A 16,382-nucleotide genomic window follows, 5' to 3' on the forward strand; every position below is an offset into this window, starting at 1 on the left:
GATCCATCAGCAGGTCCCCATGAACGCGCACGCCCTCGGCATTCTCGAGTTTCCCCGCCTGCTGGCACACGTGGCGGGACGGGCAGCGTCCGCACCCGGCGCTGCCGCCGTGCGCGCGCTGCGGCCCCGTACCGATCGGGAGTGGATCGAAGCGGAGCATGCACGCGTCAATGCCGTGCGCTCGCTGGTCAGTTCCGACCTCGGCTGGCCCAGTGAACCCATACCCGATATCGCCGAACCGCTCAAGCGGCTGCGCATCGAGGGACTCACTTGGACCGCGCTGGAGCTGCTGCAGGGTGCCACGCTGCTGCGTTCATCCCGGCGCATGCGCACGGCACTGCGTGATCCCCGGCGGCCGGCCATCATGCTGGCGTTCCTCGTGCGGTATGCCGAGGCGCTGGTCGATCTCGAACCGCGTGAACAGGCCATCGAACGCGCCATCGGCGACGATGGTACCGTGCGTGACGATGCCTCGCCGGCGTTGCGCAAAGTACGGCGCGAATTGCGGGAGACCGAAGGACAGCTCGTGCGCCTGCTCGAGCGCGAGATGGGCAAGCTCGAAGCGCATCACCAGGTCAGCGATCTGTCGGTGACCATGCGCAACGGACGCTGGGTGATTCCCATGCGTCGGGAAGCGCGCGGGTACGTGGGCGGGATCGTGCACGACAGCTCGGGGACGGGCGCGACGATCTTCGTGGAACCGCCGGCCGCCGTGGAATTCGGCAATCGGGTGCGCGAGCTCGAGATCGAGGAGCAGCGCGAGGTGGAACGGGTGCTGCGGGCGCTCACCGACGAGATCCGTCCGTATCATGATGCCATCGGCGCGGCGTACGACGCACTCGTGGCGCTCGATGCGTTGTATGCCCGAGCGCGCTACGCGATCGAAGCGCACTGTGGCGCCGTCACGTTCTGCGCGCCGGCGGACGGTTTTCAGATCGTCGATGGACGTCATCCCCTGCTGCTCGCGAACGGCACGGCGGTGGTGCCGTTCGATCTCACGCTGCACGCCGACGAGCGTACGCTGCTCGTGTCCGGCCCCAACACCGGTGGCAAGACGGTGTTGCTCAAAGCCATCGGGCTGCTCAGCATGATGGCGCAGTCGGGTGTGCCCGCACCACTCGGAGAGACGAGCCGCCTGGCGGTGTTCGACGATGTGTTTGCCGACGTGGGCGACGAACAGAGCATCGAGGCCAGTCTCTCCACGTTCAGCGCGCACCTCAAGAACCTCGGCGAGATTCTGCGGTCGGCCACACCGTCGTCGCTGGTGCTCATCGACGAACTCGGATCGGGCACCGATCCAGCCGAAGGCGCGGCGCTGGGTGGCGCGATTCTCGAAACACTGACGCAGCGTGGCACACTCACGCTGGCCACCACGCACCTGGGTCAGCTCAAACTGCTGGCCACCGATGTCGCCGGTGTGGTGAATGCGTCGTTGCAGTTCGATGCCGCGCGGCTCGCGCCCACGTATCGTCTGCTCAAGGGTGTGCCGGGTCGCAGTTATGGACTCAGCATCGCCCGCCGTCTGCAGATCGACGACGCCGTCATTGCACGGGCCGAGGAGCGCCTGCCGCATGGCGAACGCGATATGGCGGTGCTGCTCGCCGATGTGGAAGCGCGCGAAGCCGTGCTCGCCGAATCCGAGCGTCAGATGCAGATCGAGCAGGACAAGCTGCGTGCCCGCGTGGCCACGGTCAGCGATCGCGAACTCAAGGTGCGCGAACGCGAACGCGAGTCGGAACGTCAGGCGCGTCAGGAAGCGCGGCGGTATCTGCTCGAAGCCCGCGGCGAGGTGGAACGGGCCATCGCCGAGGTGAAGCGGCAGGCGCAGGCCGAGAGTGAAAGCTTCGATGAAGCGGCGCGTGCGGCGCGGCGTTCCATCGAAGAGGCGGCGGCCTCGCAGGGCGCCGCGGCCGGCGATGTGGAGCGCCGTGGTGAACGTGATCGCGCCCGGGTGGACGCCAAACGGGGTGCGGCGGCAGCGGCGGCGAATCCCAATCTGGGACGCCAGGTGGCGCGTCCCGCCCGTGGGGCGGCGGTTGCCCCCCTGGCCGAGGGAGATCATGTCACCGTGGGCACGCTGGGCGGCAAGACGGGGCGCATCGTGTCGGTGCGCGGCGACGATGCGCGGGTGCTGGTGGGATCACTGACCCTGACCGTGCCCGTGCGCACGCTCACCCGATCGGCTACTGCACCGACACCCACGCTGCGTGTTCCGCTGATGGGGGACGTGCCCGAGGTGGAGCCCGTGCGTGAGGTGGACGTGCGGGGGCTGCGGGTGGACGAAGTGGACGACCAGGTGCTGCAGGCCCTCGATGCGGCGGTGCGCAACGATCTGCGGGAGCTGCGGATCATTCACGGCAAGGGCACGGGGGCGCTCAGGGCGCGGGTGAGCGAAATGCTCAAGAAGGACACCCGCGTGACCGGCTTCCGGCTCGGCGCCTGGAACGAAGGCGGAGCGGGCGTGACCGTGGCCGAGCTGGCCTGATTGACGTTGGTTCGCTGACCGACGTTGATTCAAGGGATGTCCACCGCCGCGTACGTCCACTCACGCCCGTTTCCATGATCCCCGACGAAATCGTCGAGCAGGTCCGGTCGGCGGCGGACATCGTGGAGATCGTGGGCGAATTCGTGCCGCTGCGGCGCTCCGGTGGCACGTGGCGCGGACCCTGTCCGTTTCATCAGGGCAAGAATCCCAACTTCTCCGTGTCGCCGTCGCACGGGAGCTATCACTGCTTCGTATGTCAGGAGAGTGGTGATGTCTTCACGTTCGTGCGCAAGCGGCTGGGGCTGGATTGGCCCGCCGCGGTGAAGTACGTGGGTGAGAAGGTGGGCATCGAAGTGATCGACACGCCACGCCGCGCGCCGATGCAGGATCCCAACGCGCCCAATCATGAGGCGCTCGCGGCAGCGGCCGAGTGGTTTCAGCAGCAACTGCTCGACGAGCAGGCCGGGCGCGAGGCGCGGGCCTATCTCGCGCAGCGTGGGCTCGATGCGGCCGCCTGGCAGCGGTTCGGCCTGGGATTTGCCCCGCGTGACGCGCAGGCGCTGCGTCGGTACCTGCATTCGCTGGGTTACGACGACGCGCGTCTGCTGGAAGCCGGCTTGCTGGCGCTCAGAGAGGGAGAGACCGAGCCGCGCGGGCGTTTCCGCGGTCGTGTCATGTTTCCCATTCACGACGAGATCGGGCGGCCGGTGGGCTTCGGCGGTCGGGCCATGGGCGACGACCAGCCCAAGTATCTCAACAGTCCCGAATCGCCGGTCTTTCAGAAGCGCCGGACGCTGTACGGATTGCACACGGCCAAGCAAGCGATGCGCCGGGCCGAGCGGGCGATCGTCGTGGAAGGGTATCTCGACGCCATCCGGCTCACGCTGGCCGGCATCGAGGAAGTGGTGGCGCCCCTGGGCACGGCGCTCACCGAGGAACAGGCGCGGCTGCTGGTGCGGTATGCGTCGGAGATCTTCCTGCTGTACGACAGCGACGAAGCGGGGCAGAAGGCCACGTTCCGCTCGGGCATGGAGTTGCTGCGCGAGAAGGCCGCCGTGCGCGTGGTGTCACTGCCCGATGGGGAGGATCCGGATTCGTTCGTGCGCGCGCAGGGCCGTGCGGCGATGGAGGCGCAGTTGTCGCAGGCGATCGATGTATTCGATCGTCAGGTGCAGTTGCTGGAGCGTCGTGGATGGTTCAGCGATCTGCGCCGCAGTCGGCGTGCCGTCGACAAGCTGTTGCCCACCATCCGGGCGGCGTCCGATCCGCTGACGCGGGATCTCTATCTGGCCCGACTCGCGGACGTCACGGGGCTGGACAAGGCCGCGCTGCAGGCGGAAACGCCTGAATCAGGGCCGCCGGAGGCACCTCCGCCGGAGCGAGGGTTCGAGGAAGGACCACCCGCGCCCTTGCCCGAGCCGGCACCGGAACCCGGCGCCCGGGCGCCCTGGAAGGGGCGCCGCGGCAAGCAGGGTCCCGAGTGGAAAGCCACGGCCATTCCGCCCCGTCCCCGAACGGACGAGCCGGTGGAGCGCGCGCTGGTGCGGGCGATGCTTCTCGAGCGTGGGGTGGCCGAACGGGTGGCCGAACGGCACCCGCCGGCGAGCTTCCGGAGCGCATCGTACCGGGAGCTCTTCGACGTGCTGCTCAACGCGCCATTCGACGAGGATCTGGAGCAGATCGCCATGCGTCTCTCCGAAGAGAGCCTGCGGGTGCTGCGGGATCTCACGGAAGGCTCGCCGTTCCTGCCGGAGGGCGCTGATATCGCGCTCAGTCTCGACAAACTCGACGCGCGCGTGCTGGAGCGCCGCATCGACGCCATTCTCGACGCGATGCTCCGCACCGACGATCGCACGGAGAAAGATGCGCTCATGCGCGAGCGGCTCGAACTGGAATTGGAGCTGCGTCGGCTCTTGCCGATCCGCAGTCCACGTACTAAACCGAGAAGGTAGGTAAAAACACGGGCATCGTGTCCGTGGGCAGGGTGGTATCAGGTTTCCCTTCTGGAGGCGCAGTGAATCCCGAACTGCAGGCGCTGCTGACCGTGCAGCAGGACGACGAGGCAATCCGTGAAATCGAGGCGCGACTGGCGGCCCTGTTGCCGCGTTTCGGCACTCTCGACGCGGCCCGCCGTCGCACGGCAGAGGAAGTGGCCCGCAACGAAGCGGTGTTGGAACGTGAGGGCGCGCGACTGCGCGCGGTCGAGAGCAAACTGGCCGAACACCGCATCCGGCTCGACAAGAACACGGCCGTGCTCGATGGCGCGGCCAAGTTGAAGGAGGCCACGGCGGCGGCGGCGCAGGTGGAAGCGGCGCGCAAGGCCGTGGCCGAAGACGAGAGCGAACTGCTCACTGTGTCGCGGCGCGTGTCCGATGTACGCGCGGCGCTGGCCGCCCATCAGGAAGAATTCGAACGTCTCACCGCGGAACTGGCGGCCGTGCGCGAGTCTATCGGCGCCGAGAAGGACGCCATCGACGCCGAACTGGCCGTGGCCCGTGCTCGGCGTGCCGTGTCGGCGGAAGGCGTGGGGCGCACGTTGCTCTCGCTGTACGACCGGGTGCACACCAGGCGCCGCACGACGGTGGTGTATGCGCTGCACGCGGATTTTTCGTGTGGGGCCTGTGACACCGCCATTCCCCTGCAGCGTCGGCCGGCCATGTCGAGTGGCAGCCGTGTGGAGCCGTGCGAGGCGTGCGGGGTGTTGTTGTACTATCACATTCCCGACGCGCCGCCAGGATGATGCGCGCGTAGTTTCGGGTGTCATCGGAGAGAGCGGCTCCCTAGATTCCCGGCGTGACCACGAGCAGCCGCCCCACTTCCACGACCACCGCCACGCTGCGCCCCGACGCACGCTGGGTGACGACGCCCCTGCCGCCCGAAGCGGCGGTGGTGCGACTGACGGAGGCGTTGCTGCTGCCGCAGCAGGTCTGCCATCTGCTCGTCAATCGCGGATACGACGATGTCGAAGCCGCCAAGCGCTTTCTGCGTCCGCGGCTCGAACACATCGAAAGTCCGTGGCGCCTGCACGATGCCGAACGCGCCGTGCAGCGTATCGCCGAAGCCGTGCGCGCAAACCAGACCATCTTCGTGCACGGCGACTACGATGTGGACGGCATGTCGTCCACCGCGCTGCTCACGCGCGTGCTGCGGGATCTGGGGGCCCGGCATGTCGTGCCATTCGTGCCCAATCGGCTCACCGATGGGTACGACCTCGGTCCCGCCGGCGTGCGTGCGGCGCGTGAGGCCGGCGCGCGGTTGGTGATCACCTGCGACTGCGGCACGAGTGCGCACACCGCGGTCGCCGAACTGATGCAGGCGGGCATCGATGTGATCGTCACCGATCACCATCTGCCGGGTCATGGCATGCCACCGGCGTTTGCCGTCTGCAATCCCCGGCATCCGTCGTGCCAGTCACAGGACAAGGATCTCGCCGCCGTGGGCGTGGCCTACAAGCTGGCACTGGGCTTGTGCGACGTGTTCGGCGTGTCGCCCAACATCGCGCATCGGCAGCTCGATCTCGTCGCGCTGGCCACCATTGCCGACGTGGCGCCGCTGCGCGGAGAGAACCGGGTGTTCGTGCGGTACGGTCTCAAGTTGCTGGCCGAGACCACCCATCCGGGTCTCCGCGCATTGATCCGGTCATCGGGACTCGATGCCAAACCGCTCACGGCGGGGCGCGTGGGTTTCGTGCTGGCGCCGCGTCTCAATGCGGCCGGTCGCATCGCCGAGGCGCGACTGGGGCTGCAACTGCTGCTCGCGGAACGGGAAGACGAAGCCAATGTCATCGCACGTGAGCTCGAGGAACTCAATCGGGCCCGGCAGGAACTCGACCGTCAGGTGCTCGACGACGCGATGCGGCAGGTGGAAGCGCCCGACATGCGCGACCGCGTGGGATTCGTGCTGGCCCGCGAGGGGTGGCATGCCGGCGTCATCGGCATCGTGGCGTCGCGCATCGTCGAATACACGGCGCGGCCGACGGTGCTCGTGGCGGTGGGCGATGGCATCGGCAAAGGGTCGGGGCGTTCCATCGGTGCGTTCGATCTGCATGGTGGACTGGGTGCGTGTGCTGATCTTTTTCAGCGCTACGGCGGCCATCGGGCCGCCGCGGGGCTCACGATGGACGCGGCGATGCTGCCGGCTTTCGTGGAACGGTTCGACGCCGTGGCGCGTGAGCGGCTGACGGCAGACGATCTCGTTCCCGAATTGCGGGTCGATCTCGAAGTGCCCATCGATGTCGTGGGTGAGGAACTCGAGAAGCTCGTCCGCCATTTCGAACCCTTCGGGATCGGCAATCCCGCGCCCACCTTTCGCGCCGATGGCGTGCGGCTGGCGGCGCCGTCGCGCCGGGTGGGCACCGACGGGCTGCGTGTCAGTGTCGACACCGGTACGGGGACGCTCGAGGGCATCGGCTGGGGGTTGGCCGCACGCACACCGCGTCTCGATGTCACGGCCAGTTACGATCTCGCGTTCCGCCTCGAGCGCGACGAATACCGCGGTGTGTCCCGTCTGCAGCTCCGGCTGGCCGACGTCAGGCCGGGCGTGATGCCGGCATCGGGAGGCTGAGCGTGCGCATCATCGCCGGACGCTGGAAAGGGCGGCGTATCAGCGCGCCGCCGGGAGATGCGGTGCGGCCCACGGGCGACCGCGTACGCGAGGCCTGGATGAGCATCGTGCATCCACTGCTGCCCGATGCCCGGGTGCTCGATCTCTGCGCGGGCAGCGGAGCGCTGGGGCTGGAAGCGCTGTCGCGCGGTGCCGCCGAGTGCGATTTCGTGGAGCAATCCCCCCGGGTGTTGCGGGTGCTGCAGCAGAACCTCGAAGCTCTGGGCAATCCTCCGGGCGCGCGGGTGCATCGTGATGACGCCGTGCGTTTCGTGAGCGGACTGCCGGCCGGGCGCTACGATGTGGCCTTTGCCGATCCCCCGTACGCGGCCGACACCGCCCGTCTCCTGGTGGAACACTGGATCGCCGTCCCTTTCGCGGCGGTATTCGCGGTGGAACATTCGTCGACACTCGCCATGCCGGCGATCGGTGAAACCCGGCGATACGGGTCCACCGCACTGACCTTCTTTCGCGCTTCTCCGTGATGTCGTCCGACTCTCCCTCGTCCGGAACGCCCGTGGCTGGAACGCCGGTGGCCGGCGCCACCGACCGTACGCCGCTGCTCGCTCTCTATGCGGGCTCGTTCGATCCCATCACGCGTGGGCACGAAGATCTCATCCGGCGCACGCTGACGTTCGCCGATCGCCTGATCGTGGCCGTGGCCAACAACATCGCCAAGCAGCCGCTGTTTTCCGTGGAAGAGCGCATCGGATTCGTGCAGCAGGTCGTGGGTGACGATCCGCGGATCGAGGTGCGGGCCTTCAGCGGATTGCTCGTGGACTTCGCCCGGGAGACCGGTGCCCGCGTGAATGTGCGCGGTCTGCGCGCGGTGAGCGATTTCGAGTATGAATTCCAGATCGCGCTGATGAATCGTCATCTGCGTCCCGAACTGGAGACGGTGTTCATGACGCCGTCGCTGGACACGACGTTCATCAGCTCGAGCATGGTGCGTGAAGTGGCACGGTTCCACGGCGATGTCTCGGAGCTGGTGCACCCGGTCGTGACCGCGGCCTTGGCGGAGAAATTCCCGACCGCGCCAGGTACCGATGGCCGCGGGGGTGCGGCGTGAGTGGGAGCGTGAGCGGAACAGAGCGCGGCGCTTCGGCCGCGGCGGCGGCGTTCCTGGAATCGCTGCATGCACGCGCCAGGGCCACGCCACGCACGATTCTTTTTCCCGAGGCCACCGACATCCGCACGGTGCAGGCGGTGATCGCGCTGCAGAAGCGGCAATCGGTGGTCCCCGTGCTGGTCAGGCGCAGCGATGCGCCCACGGGGGTCACGCCCGCCTCGGGGATGGTGCTCGATCCGCTCACCGATCCGCGTCACGATCGGATCGTGGCGCACCTGTTGGCGCGGCGCGGCGACAAGGGACTGATGCGGGAAGACGCCGAACGTCTGGCGCGCGATCCGCTGTACTTCGCCGATTCGCTGGTGGCGCTGGGCGAGGTCGATGGCTGCGTGGCCGGTGCGGTGCACACCACGGCCGATGTCCTGCGCGCGGCCATCTGGACCATCGGCGCGGCGAGTGGGGTGCGCAACGTGTCGTCGTCGTTCTACCTGATCGTGCCACCGTTCCGGAGCGGGGAAGGCGAGGTGCTGACGTATACCGACTGCGCCGTCATCCCCGATCCGACGGCACGTCAGCTCGCCGACATCGCGCTGGCGGCTGCGGCCGATCGCCGACGCATCGTGGGGGACGAACCACGCGTGGCCTTCCTGTCGTACAGCACCATGGGCAGTGCCGACGGCCCGTCGGTGAGCAAGGTGCGGGAGGCCGTGGCACTGGTGCGGCAGGCCGCGCCGTCGCTGGTGGTGTCGGGTGAGCTGCAGGCCGACGCGGCACTGGTCACGGACATCGCGCGCCGGAAGGCGCCGGGCGAGGCCGCGGGTGGTGTGGCCAACGTGCTGGTGTTCCCGTCGCTCGACGCCGGGAACATCGCCTACAAGCTCACCCAGCGTCTCGCCGGGGGCATCGCCATCGGCCCCATCCTGCAGGGGCTGGCCCGTCCGTGCAGTGACTTGTCCCGGGGGGCGACGGCTGACGACATTGTTCATGTTGCGGCTGTCACCGCTCTCCAGGCTGGTGACGCCGGCGCCTGATGTCCGCCGCAGTTTCTCCCGGGTTCCGCCCGACTTCCCCTGCTTCGTGAGCACGAGATGAGCTTCACACTGGACCGCGCAGACGACGTCCTGACGGTGGCGGTCGATGGCCAACTTGTCGTGACCAATCGCCAGGAGTTCAAACAGGCGATTCTCGATGCGATGGAGCAGGGCGTGCGGTTGGTGATCGTCGACTTCACACGCACCGGCTACATCGACAGCTCCGGACTGGGCGCGCTGGTGTCGCTCAACCGCCGGTTGCGGGATGTGGGCGGCGATCTGCGACTGGTGGGGTTGAGCGACGAACTGCGCACGTTGTTCGAGCTGACGCGTCTGGATGCGCTGTTCCCGCTGTTTGCCTCACGGGCCGACGCGCTCGCCTCGCGCTGAATGACGTCCTGGATGACGCGCTGATGTCCACCTCGCGCTGCTGGGTGCTCTCGTCGGAGCTCACGGTCATCCAGCCGGTGGTGGAGGATATCGTGGGCCTCTGCCGCGATGCGGGGTTTTCGTCGAAACAATGTCGGCTCAACGTGCCGGTGGCGGTGACCGAAGCGGTGGCCAATGCCATTCTGCGCGGCAACGCCTGTGATGCCTCGCGACACGTCGAGGTCACGGTGGAAGTGGACGAGCAGCGACTCGTCGTGGAGGTGTGTGACGAGGGCGAGGGATTCGATCTGCAGCAACTGCAGCAATCGCCCGACGAGGCCGACTGGTTCGAGCGCGAAAACGGGCGTGGGGTGTTCCTGATGCGGAATCTGATGGACCACATCGAGAACGCCCGACTCGACGGCCGGAGCGGGCATCGTCTCCGCCTCGTCCTGTATCGCGCATGAACGAGGTCGCCGCCCTTCTGGCCGCGTTTCTCGAGGCCACCGGGCGCCAGGCGGCCATCTGGGAGAGACGCGAGGGTTCCGTCGCACCGACCCTGCTCGGCGCGTCTTCCGAGGTGTTCGCCGAACGCACCGCCTCCTGCGCCCAGGCCTGGGACGTGGTGGCCTGGGCCCGTTCGCATGGGCTGCACGCACAGCTCGTGAACACGGGCGAGAGTGTGGGTTGGCTGTTCGTGGAATCGGTGGACGCGGACGATGCGGCGGAGGCCATGACGTCTGCCATGGCCTCCGCGGCCTCCGCCGCGGTCGACGCCGACCGATTGCTGGGACGGCTGCTGCCGCTCGTGCGCCGCATCACGCGGGAACGTGATGGCGCCACCCGTGAACTGGCCGAACGCTACGAAGAGATCAATCTCCTGTACGCGATCGGTGAACTGTTGGGTGGCACCACGTCGGTGGAGAGCGTCGCCGACACGCTGCTCGCGGAACTCGCGGCCACGCTGGGCGCGCGACGCGCGGTGTTTCTGCAGACCAATCGTGCCCACGGCACCCTGACGCCCGTGGCCACGCTCGGTCTGCCGTCGGAACACTACGAGGCGGTGTCGCTGGAGCAGGCCTCGCATATCGCCGTGCGGGCCTATCATGCCGGCAGCGCATGCACGGAGGACGGCAGCGCGGCATCGCTGGCCGATCCCGTGTTGGCAGCGGGTGGAGCGCCGCTCATGGCGGTGGCGATCACGCGGCCGAGTACGGGACTGGGCATCACGGGCACGTTTGCCGTGCCCACGCGACGCGGCGCCGATGGCGTGGCGGTGCCGATGGGAGTGCTGGTGCTCGCGGGTCGACCGGGTGGTTCGCCGTTTTCGGGCGGCGATCGCAAGCTGGCGGTGGCCATCGGCACGCAGGTGGGTGTGGCGATGCACAACGCGTCGCTGGTGCGCGCGGCCGTGGAACGTCAGCAACTCGCGCGCGAGATGCGGCTGGCGCACGAACTGCAGCTCAAGCTGCTGCCCAATCCCGCCGTGGTGCAGCCGGAAGCACGGGCCGCCGCCCGCGTCGTGCCGGCGGAGCTGGTGGGTGGAGACTTCTACCTGCTTGCCCGTCTCGACCGCGATCGTACCGGGGTGCTGATCGGCGATGTGTCGGGGCACGGATATCAGTCGGCGCTGGTGATGGCACTCGCACTCAGCGCGGCGGCCATTCATGTGCAGGCCGCGTTCGATCCGTCCATCGCCATCGAGGCCGTGCAGCGCTCCCTGCGCGAGGAACTCATGTCCACCGAGATGTCGATCAGCATCTGCTATGCCGTGATCGACAGCCGCGCACATGAAGTGCGTTTCGCCAACGCGGGACATCCGCATGCCTTCAAGTTGTCCGCCGATGGACAGACGGTGCGTCTGGGAGCAGTCGCGCCGCCCATCGGGTTCAGCGATCAGGGGCTCGAGGAATGTGTGATGAGCTGGCGTCCGGGCGATCGTCTGGTGTTCTTCACCGATGGTCTCGTGGACGCCCGTGATGCGGCGGGACGCCGTCTCGGTGAACCCGCGGTGCTGGATCTGCTGGCGTCGATGAACGCGGGGCAGACGCCCGCGGCCATTCTCGATGGCATCTACGATCGCATGAACGCACACATCGAACGGACACCGCTGCGCGACGATTGCACGGTGGTCGTGGTGGACCGGCCATGAGCATTGGCAGCACGGAGGGCACGACATGAAACGTCCATCGCGTGCATCATCGCCGGCGCGCCCGGGCGCGTTGCCGGCGCCGCGCAAACGGTTCGGGCAGCACTTCCTCAAGGATGGTCGTGTCCTCGAGAGCATCGCCGACGCCCTGGGCGATCTGCGGGGACGCACCGTAGTGGAGATCGGCCCCGGACGCGGTGCGTTGACGGATCTGCTCGTGGAACGTGCCGAGCGGGTCGTGGCGGTGGAGATCGACCGGGATCTCGCGGCACATCTGCGGACGCGGTATGCCAGCCGGCATGCCGGCCGGTCGCAGGTGGAGATCGTGGAAGCGGATGTGCTGCAGACCGTGCTGGCCGATCTGGCGGGCGGGCCGTATGTGCTGGCGGGCAATGTGCCGTATTACATCACCACGCCGATCATCTTCCACGCGTTGGCGCTGCCTCGGCCTGACTGTGCCGTGTACCTCGTGCAGAAAGAGGTGGCCGATCGCATGGCTGCGCCGCCAGGCGACAAGACCTACGGGGCGCTGAGCGTCAATCTGCAGGCCGTGGTGAACGTGGAGTTCCTGCGAAAGGTGCCGCCCGGTGCGTTCAATCCGCCGCCGGCCGTGGACTCGGCCGTGGTGCGCATCACCCCGCGTGAACAGGCCGTGATCGAACCGGAACTCGAAGCCCGCTATCGCAGTTTCGTGCTCGCGGCTTTCGGCCTGCGGCGCAAACAACTCGTGCGTGTAGTGCGGACTGTCGCGTCGCTCGATGCCGAACGGGCAGGGGCCGTCGTGGCGGCGTGTGGACTCTCGCCCGAGGCCCGGCCCGAGACGCTGACCCCGGCGGACTTTGCGAGGCTGGTGCGGGCGCTGCAAACCCAACAGCAACAACCTGCCGCGGATTGAGCGGATGGGGCGGAAACAACACGGATCAACAACAAGTTTTTTCGTAGTTATCCGTGCTGTTTCCGCCCCATCCGCGGCAAAGCAGTTTGCTGTTGCTGTTACGCCGCCCCCTGATCCAGCAACCCCGCGTTCGTGAGCGCGAACGACAGACCTTCCAGCTCCATCGCCATGTTCACCGACTTGAGCGACACATGGGGCGGCACCGAGATCTGCGCCGGCGCGAAGTTGAGGATCGCGCGGATACCGGCAGCCACGATCTGATCCACCACCGCCTGCGCGTTCTCGGCCGGAATGGCCAGCACCGCGATCGGGGCCTCTTCCCGGCGGATATCCTGCGCCAGGTCGTCCATCGAGCGGATGGTCGCATCGCCCCAGGCCTTGCCCACCTTGTCGGGGTCGTGATCGTACACCCCCACCACCGTGAACCCGCGCTGGCGGAACCCGCGATAGTTGGCCAGCGCCGCGCCGATCTTGCCGGCGCCCACGATGATGACCTTCCACTCCCGCTGCAGGCCGAGAATTTCCCGCAGATGGGCCGTCAACTCATGCACGGGGTAGCCGAGCCCGCGTTTTCCGAACGAGCCGAAAAAGGAGAGATCCTTGCGGACCTGGGCCGGGGTCGTCCCGCACAGGTGCGCGAGTTCGTCGCTGGAAGCGGTCTGCTGTCCACGCGTATCGAGATCCTCCAGATAGCGGAGATACATCGACAGGCGGCGGACGGTGGAGTCGGCGATGCGTTTCACGGGCGCTCTTGGTGCTTGTGAAAATCTTCACAAAGCTAGACAGACGCGCTCCGTTTCACCAGCGGCTTTCCCACCCGTCCACTACTTTCCAGACGTGATTGGTACATCGGTCTCCCCCCGGCCCACCACGCTCTCCGCCCGCGCGGCCCGCCGGCTGGCCAGCGGACCGCTCGATGCCGTCACGCTCATGCGCGAGGTCTGCCAGGTGGACCGCCTGCAGGCCGACGCCGCCGAACGCATGGCCGTCGCACTGCTCGGCAGTCATCCCGAGTTCAGGCGGTTGCCCACGGGACACTGGACTCTGACGGCCGGAACCGCGGATCATGCCGGAGTCAGCGGAGACGCAGGCACGGCAGTCCGACCGCGGGACGGGGAGCCTCACACCGCCGGACCGCGGCTTCTCGATCTGTCGTTCTCCGTGGTCGACGTGGAAACCACCGGCACCCGCGCGTCGGGCGGGGACCGCATCACCGAAATCGCCATCGTGCGGGTGGAGCGGGGGCAGGTGGGCGAGGTCTACTCCCAGCTCGTGAACCCCGAACGGCCGATTCCACCGTTCATCACGGCACTCACGCAGATCTCGTGGGAGATGGTGCGCGATCAGCCCACGTTCCGGCAGGTCGTGCCCGATGTGCTCGAACGCCTGCGGGGATCGGTGTTCGTGGCACACAACGCCGCGTTCGACTGGCGTTTCGTGAGTGAAGAGGTGCGCCGGAGCAGTGGGCAGGAGCTGTCCGGACCGCGGCTCTGCACGGTGCGTCTCGCACGGGCCGCGCTGCCGCAGTTTTCGCGGCGCTCGCTCGACCATGTCTCCCGGCATTTTGGTATCGAGATCGGCGCGCGTCACCGGGCGGCCGGCGATGCGGTGGCCACGGCGCACGCGCTCTGCCGCATGCTCAACATCGCGGCCGACGCCGGCGTTGAGACGTGGAGCGCATTGCAGGCTTTCGTGGACGGTCCCGTGGGTCGACGTCCGCAACGGGCGGCCGATCGCCGTCGCCGCGCTTTCCCACTTCCTGTCACCGAGGACGATATCGCGTGAGTTTTCCGCATCCCCTGCTCGATACGCGCACGCTGGGCCGCTGGCGCATTCATGCCATCCAGGCCGGCGGCCAGCAACTCGACGGTGGCGCGATGTTCGGCGTCGTGCCCAAGACCCTCTGGTCACGGCGGCTGGCGGCGGACGAGAAGAATCGCATCCCCATGGGCATGCGCTGTCTGCTCATCGAGCACGAGGACGGCCTCGTCCTGCTGGACACCGGTTCCGGCAACAAGGAGACGCAGAAGTTCCACGACATCTACGGCATCGAGAACGCCGGTGCCGAGGGGCGGACCGCGCTCGAGGACGGGATCCGGGCGGCGGGCTTCACGCCCGAGGAGGTGTCGCTGGTGATCAATACGCATCTGCACTTCGATCACGCCGGCGGCAACACCTGGCGCACCCCCTCCGGCGAGGTGCTGCCCACCTTTCCGAACGCGCGCTACCTCGTGCAGGCCGGCGAGAAGGCGTACGCCGAACACACGAACGAACGCACGGCGGCCAGCTATTTTCCGCCCAACTGGGCGCCCATCGTGGCCAGTGACCGCTTCGACGTGATCGAAGGCGAGCGGGAGATCGTGTCGGGCATCACCGTCCGCCCCACACCCGGCCACACACCGCACCACCAGAGTGTCATTCTGCGGTCGGGCGGGGAGACGGCCTGTTTTCTGGGGGACGTGGTGCCCACCAGCCATCACCTCGCGCTGCCGTGGATCATGGGGTACGACGTGGAGCCGCTGGTGACGCTGGAGTCCAAACGGGCGCTGCTGGGCGAGGCGCTGCGCGAGGACTGGCTCCTCATCTTCGAGCACGACGCCCACGTGGGTTTCGGCCGGCTGGCGCACGACGGCAAGGCGTACGCGCTGGCGGACCGGGGTTGACCCCAGCGGTTCCCCGCATAGAATTATGCTGTTACGGGTTAACCTGATGCTGTTTCAGGTTCTATCCGCCGCCGGGTCGCAGAGCCCGGGACAATCGAGAAGTGGCGGGGCAGCGACGCCCCGCCCACCCTTCGGCCCTCATGTCGCGTTCGCTCCTTCATGGCGCGTTCGCTCGCGAGGTGTGCTGCTGGAGTCCATCGAAACGTGCTCCCTCGCCATGCGTCTATCCGTGGTGAGTGGCGGCGATCGTTCACGACGCGGATTCCACACAGGGGTCCGCGTTTTCTGTTTCTTCCACCGGAGTACGCACTATTCAGGATTCGACGAAGCGTCCGCCACGGGTGAACCGGCAGATCCGGATCAGCCCCGTTCGCGTGATTGGCGCCGACGGCAGTCAGCTCGGCATCCTCGAAGTGGACGCGGCATTGTCCATGGCGCAGGAGCTGGGCCTCGATCTCGTGGAAGTGGCGGCGGCGGCTCGGCCTCCCGTGGTTCGCATCATGGACTTCGGCAAGTTCAAGTTCGAACAGGCCAAGCAGGCGCGACTCGCGAAGAAGAAGCAGCACGTGATCCATCTCAAGGAGGTCAAGTACCGTCCCGGGATCGACGATCACGACTTCGAGACGAAGACGCGGCACGCCCGGCGTTTCCTCGAAGAGGGCAACAAGGTGAAGGTGACGCTGATGTTCCGGGGCCGACAGATCGCCCATCCCGAACTCGGGAAACAGGTGGTCGATCGGGTCGCCCAGGAGCTGGCTGACCTCTCGAAGGTCGAAAGCGCACCCGCGATGGAAGGAAAATCGATGACGATGATCCTCGCGCCGAAGTGATCCGCGGTTGAACCACCGTTGATCGGCGCGTGATCGATGCAGGGCCGCCTCACCTCGGGGCGGTTGACCAGAGCCATGAGCGAATCATGCCGAAGATGAAGACCCACAGCGGCGCCAAGAAGCGCTTCTCCGTGACGGGATCGGGGAAGGTGCGGCGCCTGAAGGCGTACAAGAGTCACATCCTGACCAAGAAGGACGCCAAGCGGAAGCGTAATCTCCGCCGCCCCGCCATCGTCGAGACCAACGGCGAAGCGAAGCGTATCAAGCGTCTCATCCTGGCCTGAGGAAC

Annotated in this window: 16 protein-coding genes; 15 read left to right on the forward strand and 1 reads right to left on the reverse strand. The window is 67.4% G+C overall.

Annotated elements, in window-relative coordinates; genetic code table 11:
• The first annotated feature begins 19 nt into the window (after nt 1–19).
• The 11 genes from WG208_RS06140 (at nt 20) to rsmA (ending at nt 12,600) form a co-directional block, all read left to right on the forward strand.
• Nucleotides 20–2,485, forward strand: a complete 2,466-nt coding sequence (locus WG208_RS06140) for a Smr/MutS family protein (protein ID WP_337170458.1) — start codon at nt 20–22, stop codon at nt 2,483–2,485.
• A gap of 74 nt (nt 2,486–2,559) precedes the next feature.
• The gene (gene dnaG / locus WG208_RS06145; RefSeq protein ID WP_337170459.1) at nt 2,560–4,437 is read left to right on the forward strand and encodes a DNA primase; all 1,878 of its coding nucleotides are present in this window, start codon (nt 2,560–2,562) and stop codon (nt 4,435–4,437) included.
• Between the two features lie 62 nt (nt 4,438–4,499).
• Nucleotides 4,500–5,225 carry a hypothetical protein gene (locus WG208_RS06150; RefSeq protein WP_337170460.1) on the forward strand — a complete coding sequence of 242 codons (726 nt, stop codon included), beginning with the start codon at nt 4,500–4,502 and terminating at the stop codon, nt 5,223–5,225.
• A gap of 53 nt (nt 5,226–5,278) precedes the next feature.
• Nucleotides 5,279–7,048, forward strand: coding sequence for a single-stranded-DNA-specific exonuclease RecJ (gene recJ / locus WG208_RS06155; protein ID WP_337170461.1), 1,770 nt, complete (start codon nt 5,279–5,281; stop codon nt 7,046–7,048).
• Between the two features lie 2 nt (nt 7,049–7,050).
• The gene (gene rsmD, locus WG208_RS06160) at nt 7,051–7,572 is read left to right on the forward strand and encodes a 16S rRNA (guanine(966)-N(2))-methyltransferase RsmD (RefSeq protein WP_337170462.1); all 522 of its coding nucleotides are present in this window, start codon (nt 7,051–7,053) and stop codon (nt 7,570–7,572) included.
• The gene (gene coaD / locus WG208_RS06165) at nt 7,572–8,156 is read left to right on the forward strand and encodes a pantetheine-phosphate adenylyltransferase (protein WP_337170463.1); all 585 of its coding nucleotides are present in this window, start codon (nt 7,572–7,574) and stop codon (nt 8,154–8,156) included. The genes rsmD and coaD overlap by 1 nt, the downstream gene beginning before the upstream one ends.
• Nucleotides 8,157–8,164: 8 nt before the next feature.
• Nucleotides 8,165–9,187: a phosphate acyltransferase gene (locus WG208_RS06170; RefSeq protein WP_337170464.1), complete on the forward strand. Its 1,023-nt coding sequence runs from the start codon at nt 8,165–8,167 to the stop codon at nt 9,185–9,187.
• 57 nt (nt 9,188–9,244) lie between these two features.
• Nucleotides 9,245–9,577: an STAS domain-containing protein gene (locus WG208_RS06175; protein ID WP_337170465.1), complete on the forward strand. Its 333-nt coding sequence runs from the start codon at nt 9,245–9,247 to the stop codon at nt 9,575–9,577.
• Nucleotides 9,578–9,600: 23 nt separating this feature from the next.
• Nucleotides 9,601–10,023 (forward strand): ATP-binding protein, encoded by a 423-nt coding sequence (locus WG208_RS06180; protein WP_337170466.1) that lies wholly within the window; start codon nt 9,601–9,603, stop codon nt 10,021–10,023.
• A complete protein-coding gene (locus WG208_RS06185) occupies nt 10,020–11,708 on the forward strand; it encodes a SpoIIE family protein phosphatase (RefSeq protein WP_337170467.1) in 1,689 nt (562 codons plus the stop codon). The genes WG208_RS06180 and WG208_RS06185 overlap by 4 nt, the downstream gene beginning before the upstream one ends.
• Before the next feature lie 25 nt (nt 11,709–11,733).
• Nucleotides 11,734–12,600, forward strand: a complete 867-nt coding sequence (gene rsmA, locus WG208_RS06190; protein WP_337170468.1) for a 16S rRNA (adenine(1518)-N(6)/adenine(1519)-N(6))-dimethyltransferase RsmA — start codon at nt 11,734–11,736, stop codon at nt 12,598–12,600.
• A gap of 98 nt (nt 12,601–12,698) precedes the next feature.
• Here the strand turns inward: rsmA and WG208_RS06195 are convergent, their stop codons facing one another.
• A complete protein-coding gene (locus WG208_RS06195) occupies nt 12,699–13,343 on the reverse strand; it encodes a redox-sensing transcriptional repressor Rex (protein ID WP_337170469.1) in 645 nt (214 codons plus the stop codon).
• 94 nt (nt 13,344–13,437) lie between these two features.
• Between WG208_RS06195 and WG208_RS06200 the strand changes: the two genes are divergently transcribed.
• From WG208_RS06200 to rpmI, 4 genes are all read left to right on the forward strand, one after another.
• On the forward strand, nt 13,438–14,385 hold the full coding sequence (locus WG208_RS06200) for a 3'-5' exonuclease (RefSeq protein ID WP_337170470.1): 948 nt from the start codon (nt 13,438–13,440) through the stop codon (nt 14,383–14,385).
• Nucleotides 14,382–15,263, forward strand: coding sequence for an MBL fold metallo-hydrolase (locus tag WG208_RS06205; protein ID WP_337170471.1), 882 nt, complete (start codon nt 14,382–14,384; stop codon nt 15,261–15,263). The genes WG208_RS06200 and WG208_RS06205 overlap by 4 nt, the downstream gene beginning before the upstream one ends.
• Nucleotides 15,264–15,574: 311 nt before the next feature.
• A complete protein-coding gene (infC, locus tag WG208_RS06210; protein ID WP_345786967.1) occupies nt 15,575–16,093 on the forward strand; it encodes a translation initiation factor IF-3 in 519 nt (172 codons plus the stop codon).
• Between the two features lie 86 nt (nt 16,094–16,179).
• On the forward strand, nt 16,180–16,377 hold the full coding sequence (rpmI, locus tag WG208_RS06215) for a 50S ribosomal protein L35 (protein ID WP_337170473.1): 198 nt from the start codon (nt 16,180–16,182) through the stop codon (nt 16,375–16,377).
• The last annotated feature ends 5 nt before the right edge of the window (nt 16,378–16,382 follow it).

This window comes from Gemmatimonas aurantiaca, from assembly GCF_037190085.1.
GTDB lineage: Bacteria > Gemmatimonadota > Gemmatimonadetes > Gemmatimonadales > Gemmatimonadaceae > Gemmatimonas > Gemmatimonas aurantiaca_A.

Coding starts and splice junctions, on each gene's coding strand:
- WG208_RS06140 (WP_337170458.1), top strand. CDS start 20: ATGAACGCGCACGCCCTCGGCATTCTCGAGTTTCCCCGCCTGCTGGCA.
- dnaG (WP_337170459.1), top strand. CDS start 2,560: ATGATCCCCGACGAAATCGTCGAGCAGGTCCGGTCGGCGGCGGACATC.
- coaD (WP_337170463.1), top strand. CDS start 7,572: ATGTCGTCCGACTCTCCCTCGTCCGGAACGCCCGTGGCTGGAACGCCG.
- WG208_RS06175 (WP_337170465.1), top strand. CDS start 9,245: ATGAGCTTCACACTGGACCGCGCAGACGACGTCCTGACGGTGGCGGTC.
- WG208_RS06180 (WP_337170466.1), top strand. CDS start 9,601: ATGTCCACCTCGCGCTGCTGGGTGCTCTCGTCGGAGCTCACGGTCATC.
- WG208_RS06185 (WP_337170467.1), top strand. CDS start 10,020: ATGAACGAGGTCGCCGCCCTTCTGGCCGCGTTTCTCGAGGCCACCGGG.
- rsmA (WP_337170468.1), top strand. CDS start 11,734: ATGAAACGTCCATCGCGTGCATCATCGCCGGCGCGCCCGGGCGCGTTG.
- rpmI (WP_337170473.1), top strand. CDS start 16,180: ATGCCGAAGATGAAGACCCACAGCGGCGCCAAGAAGCGCTTCTCCGTG.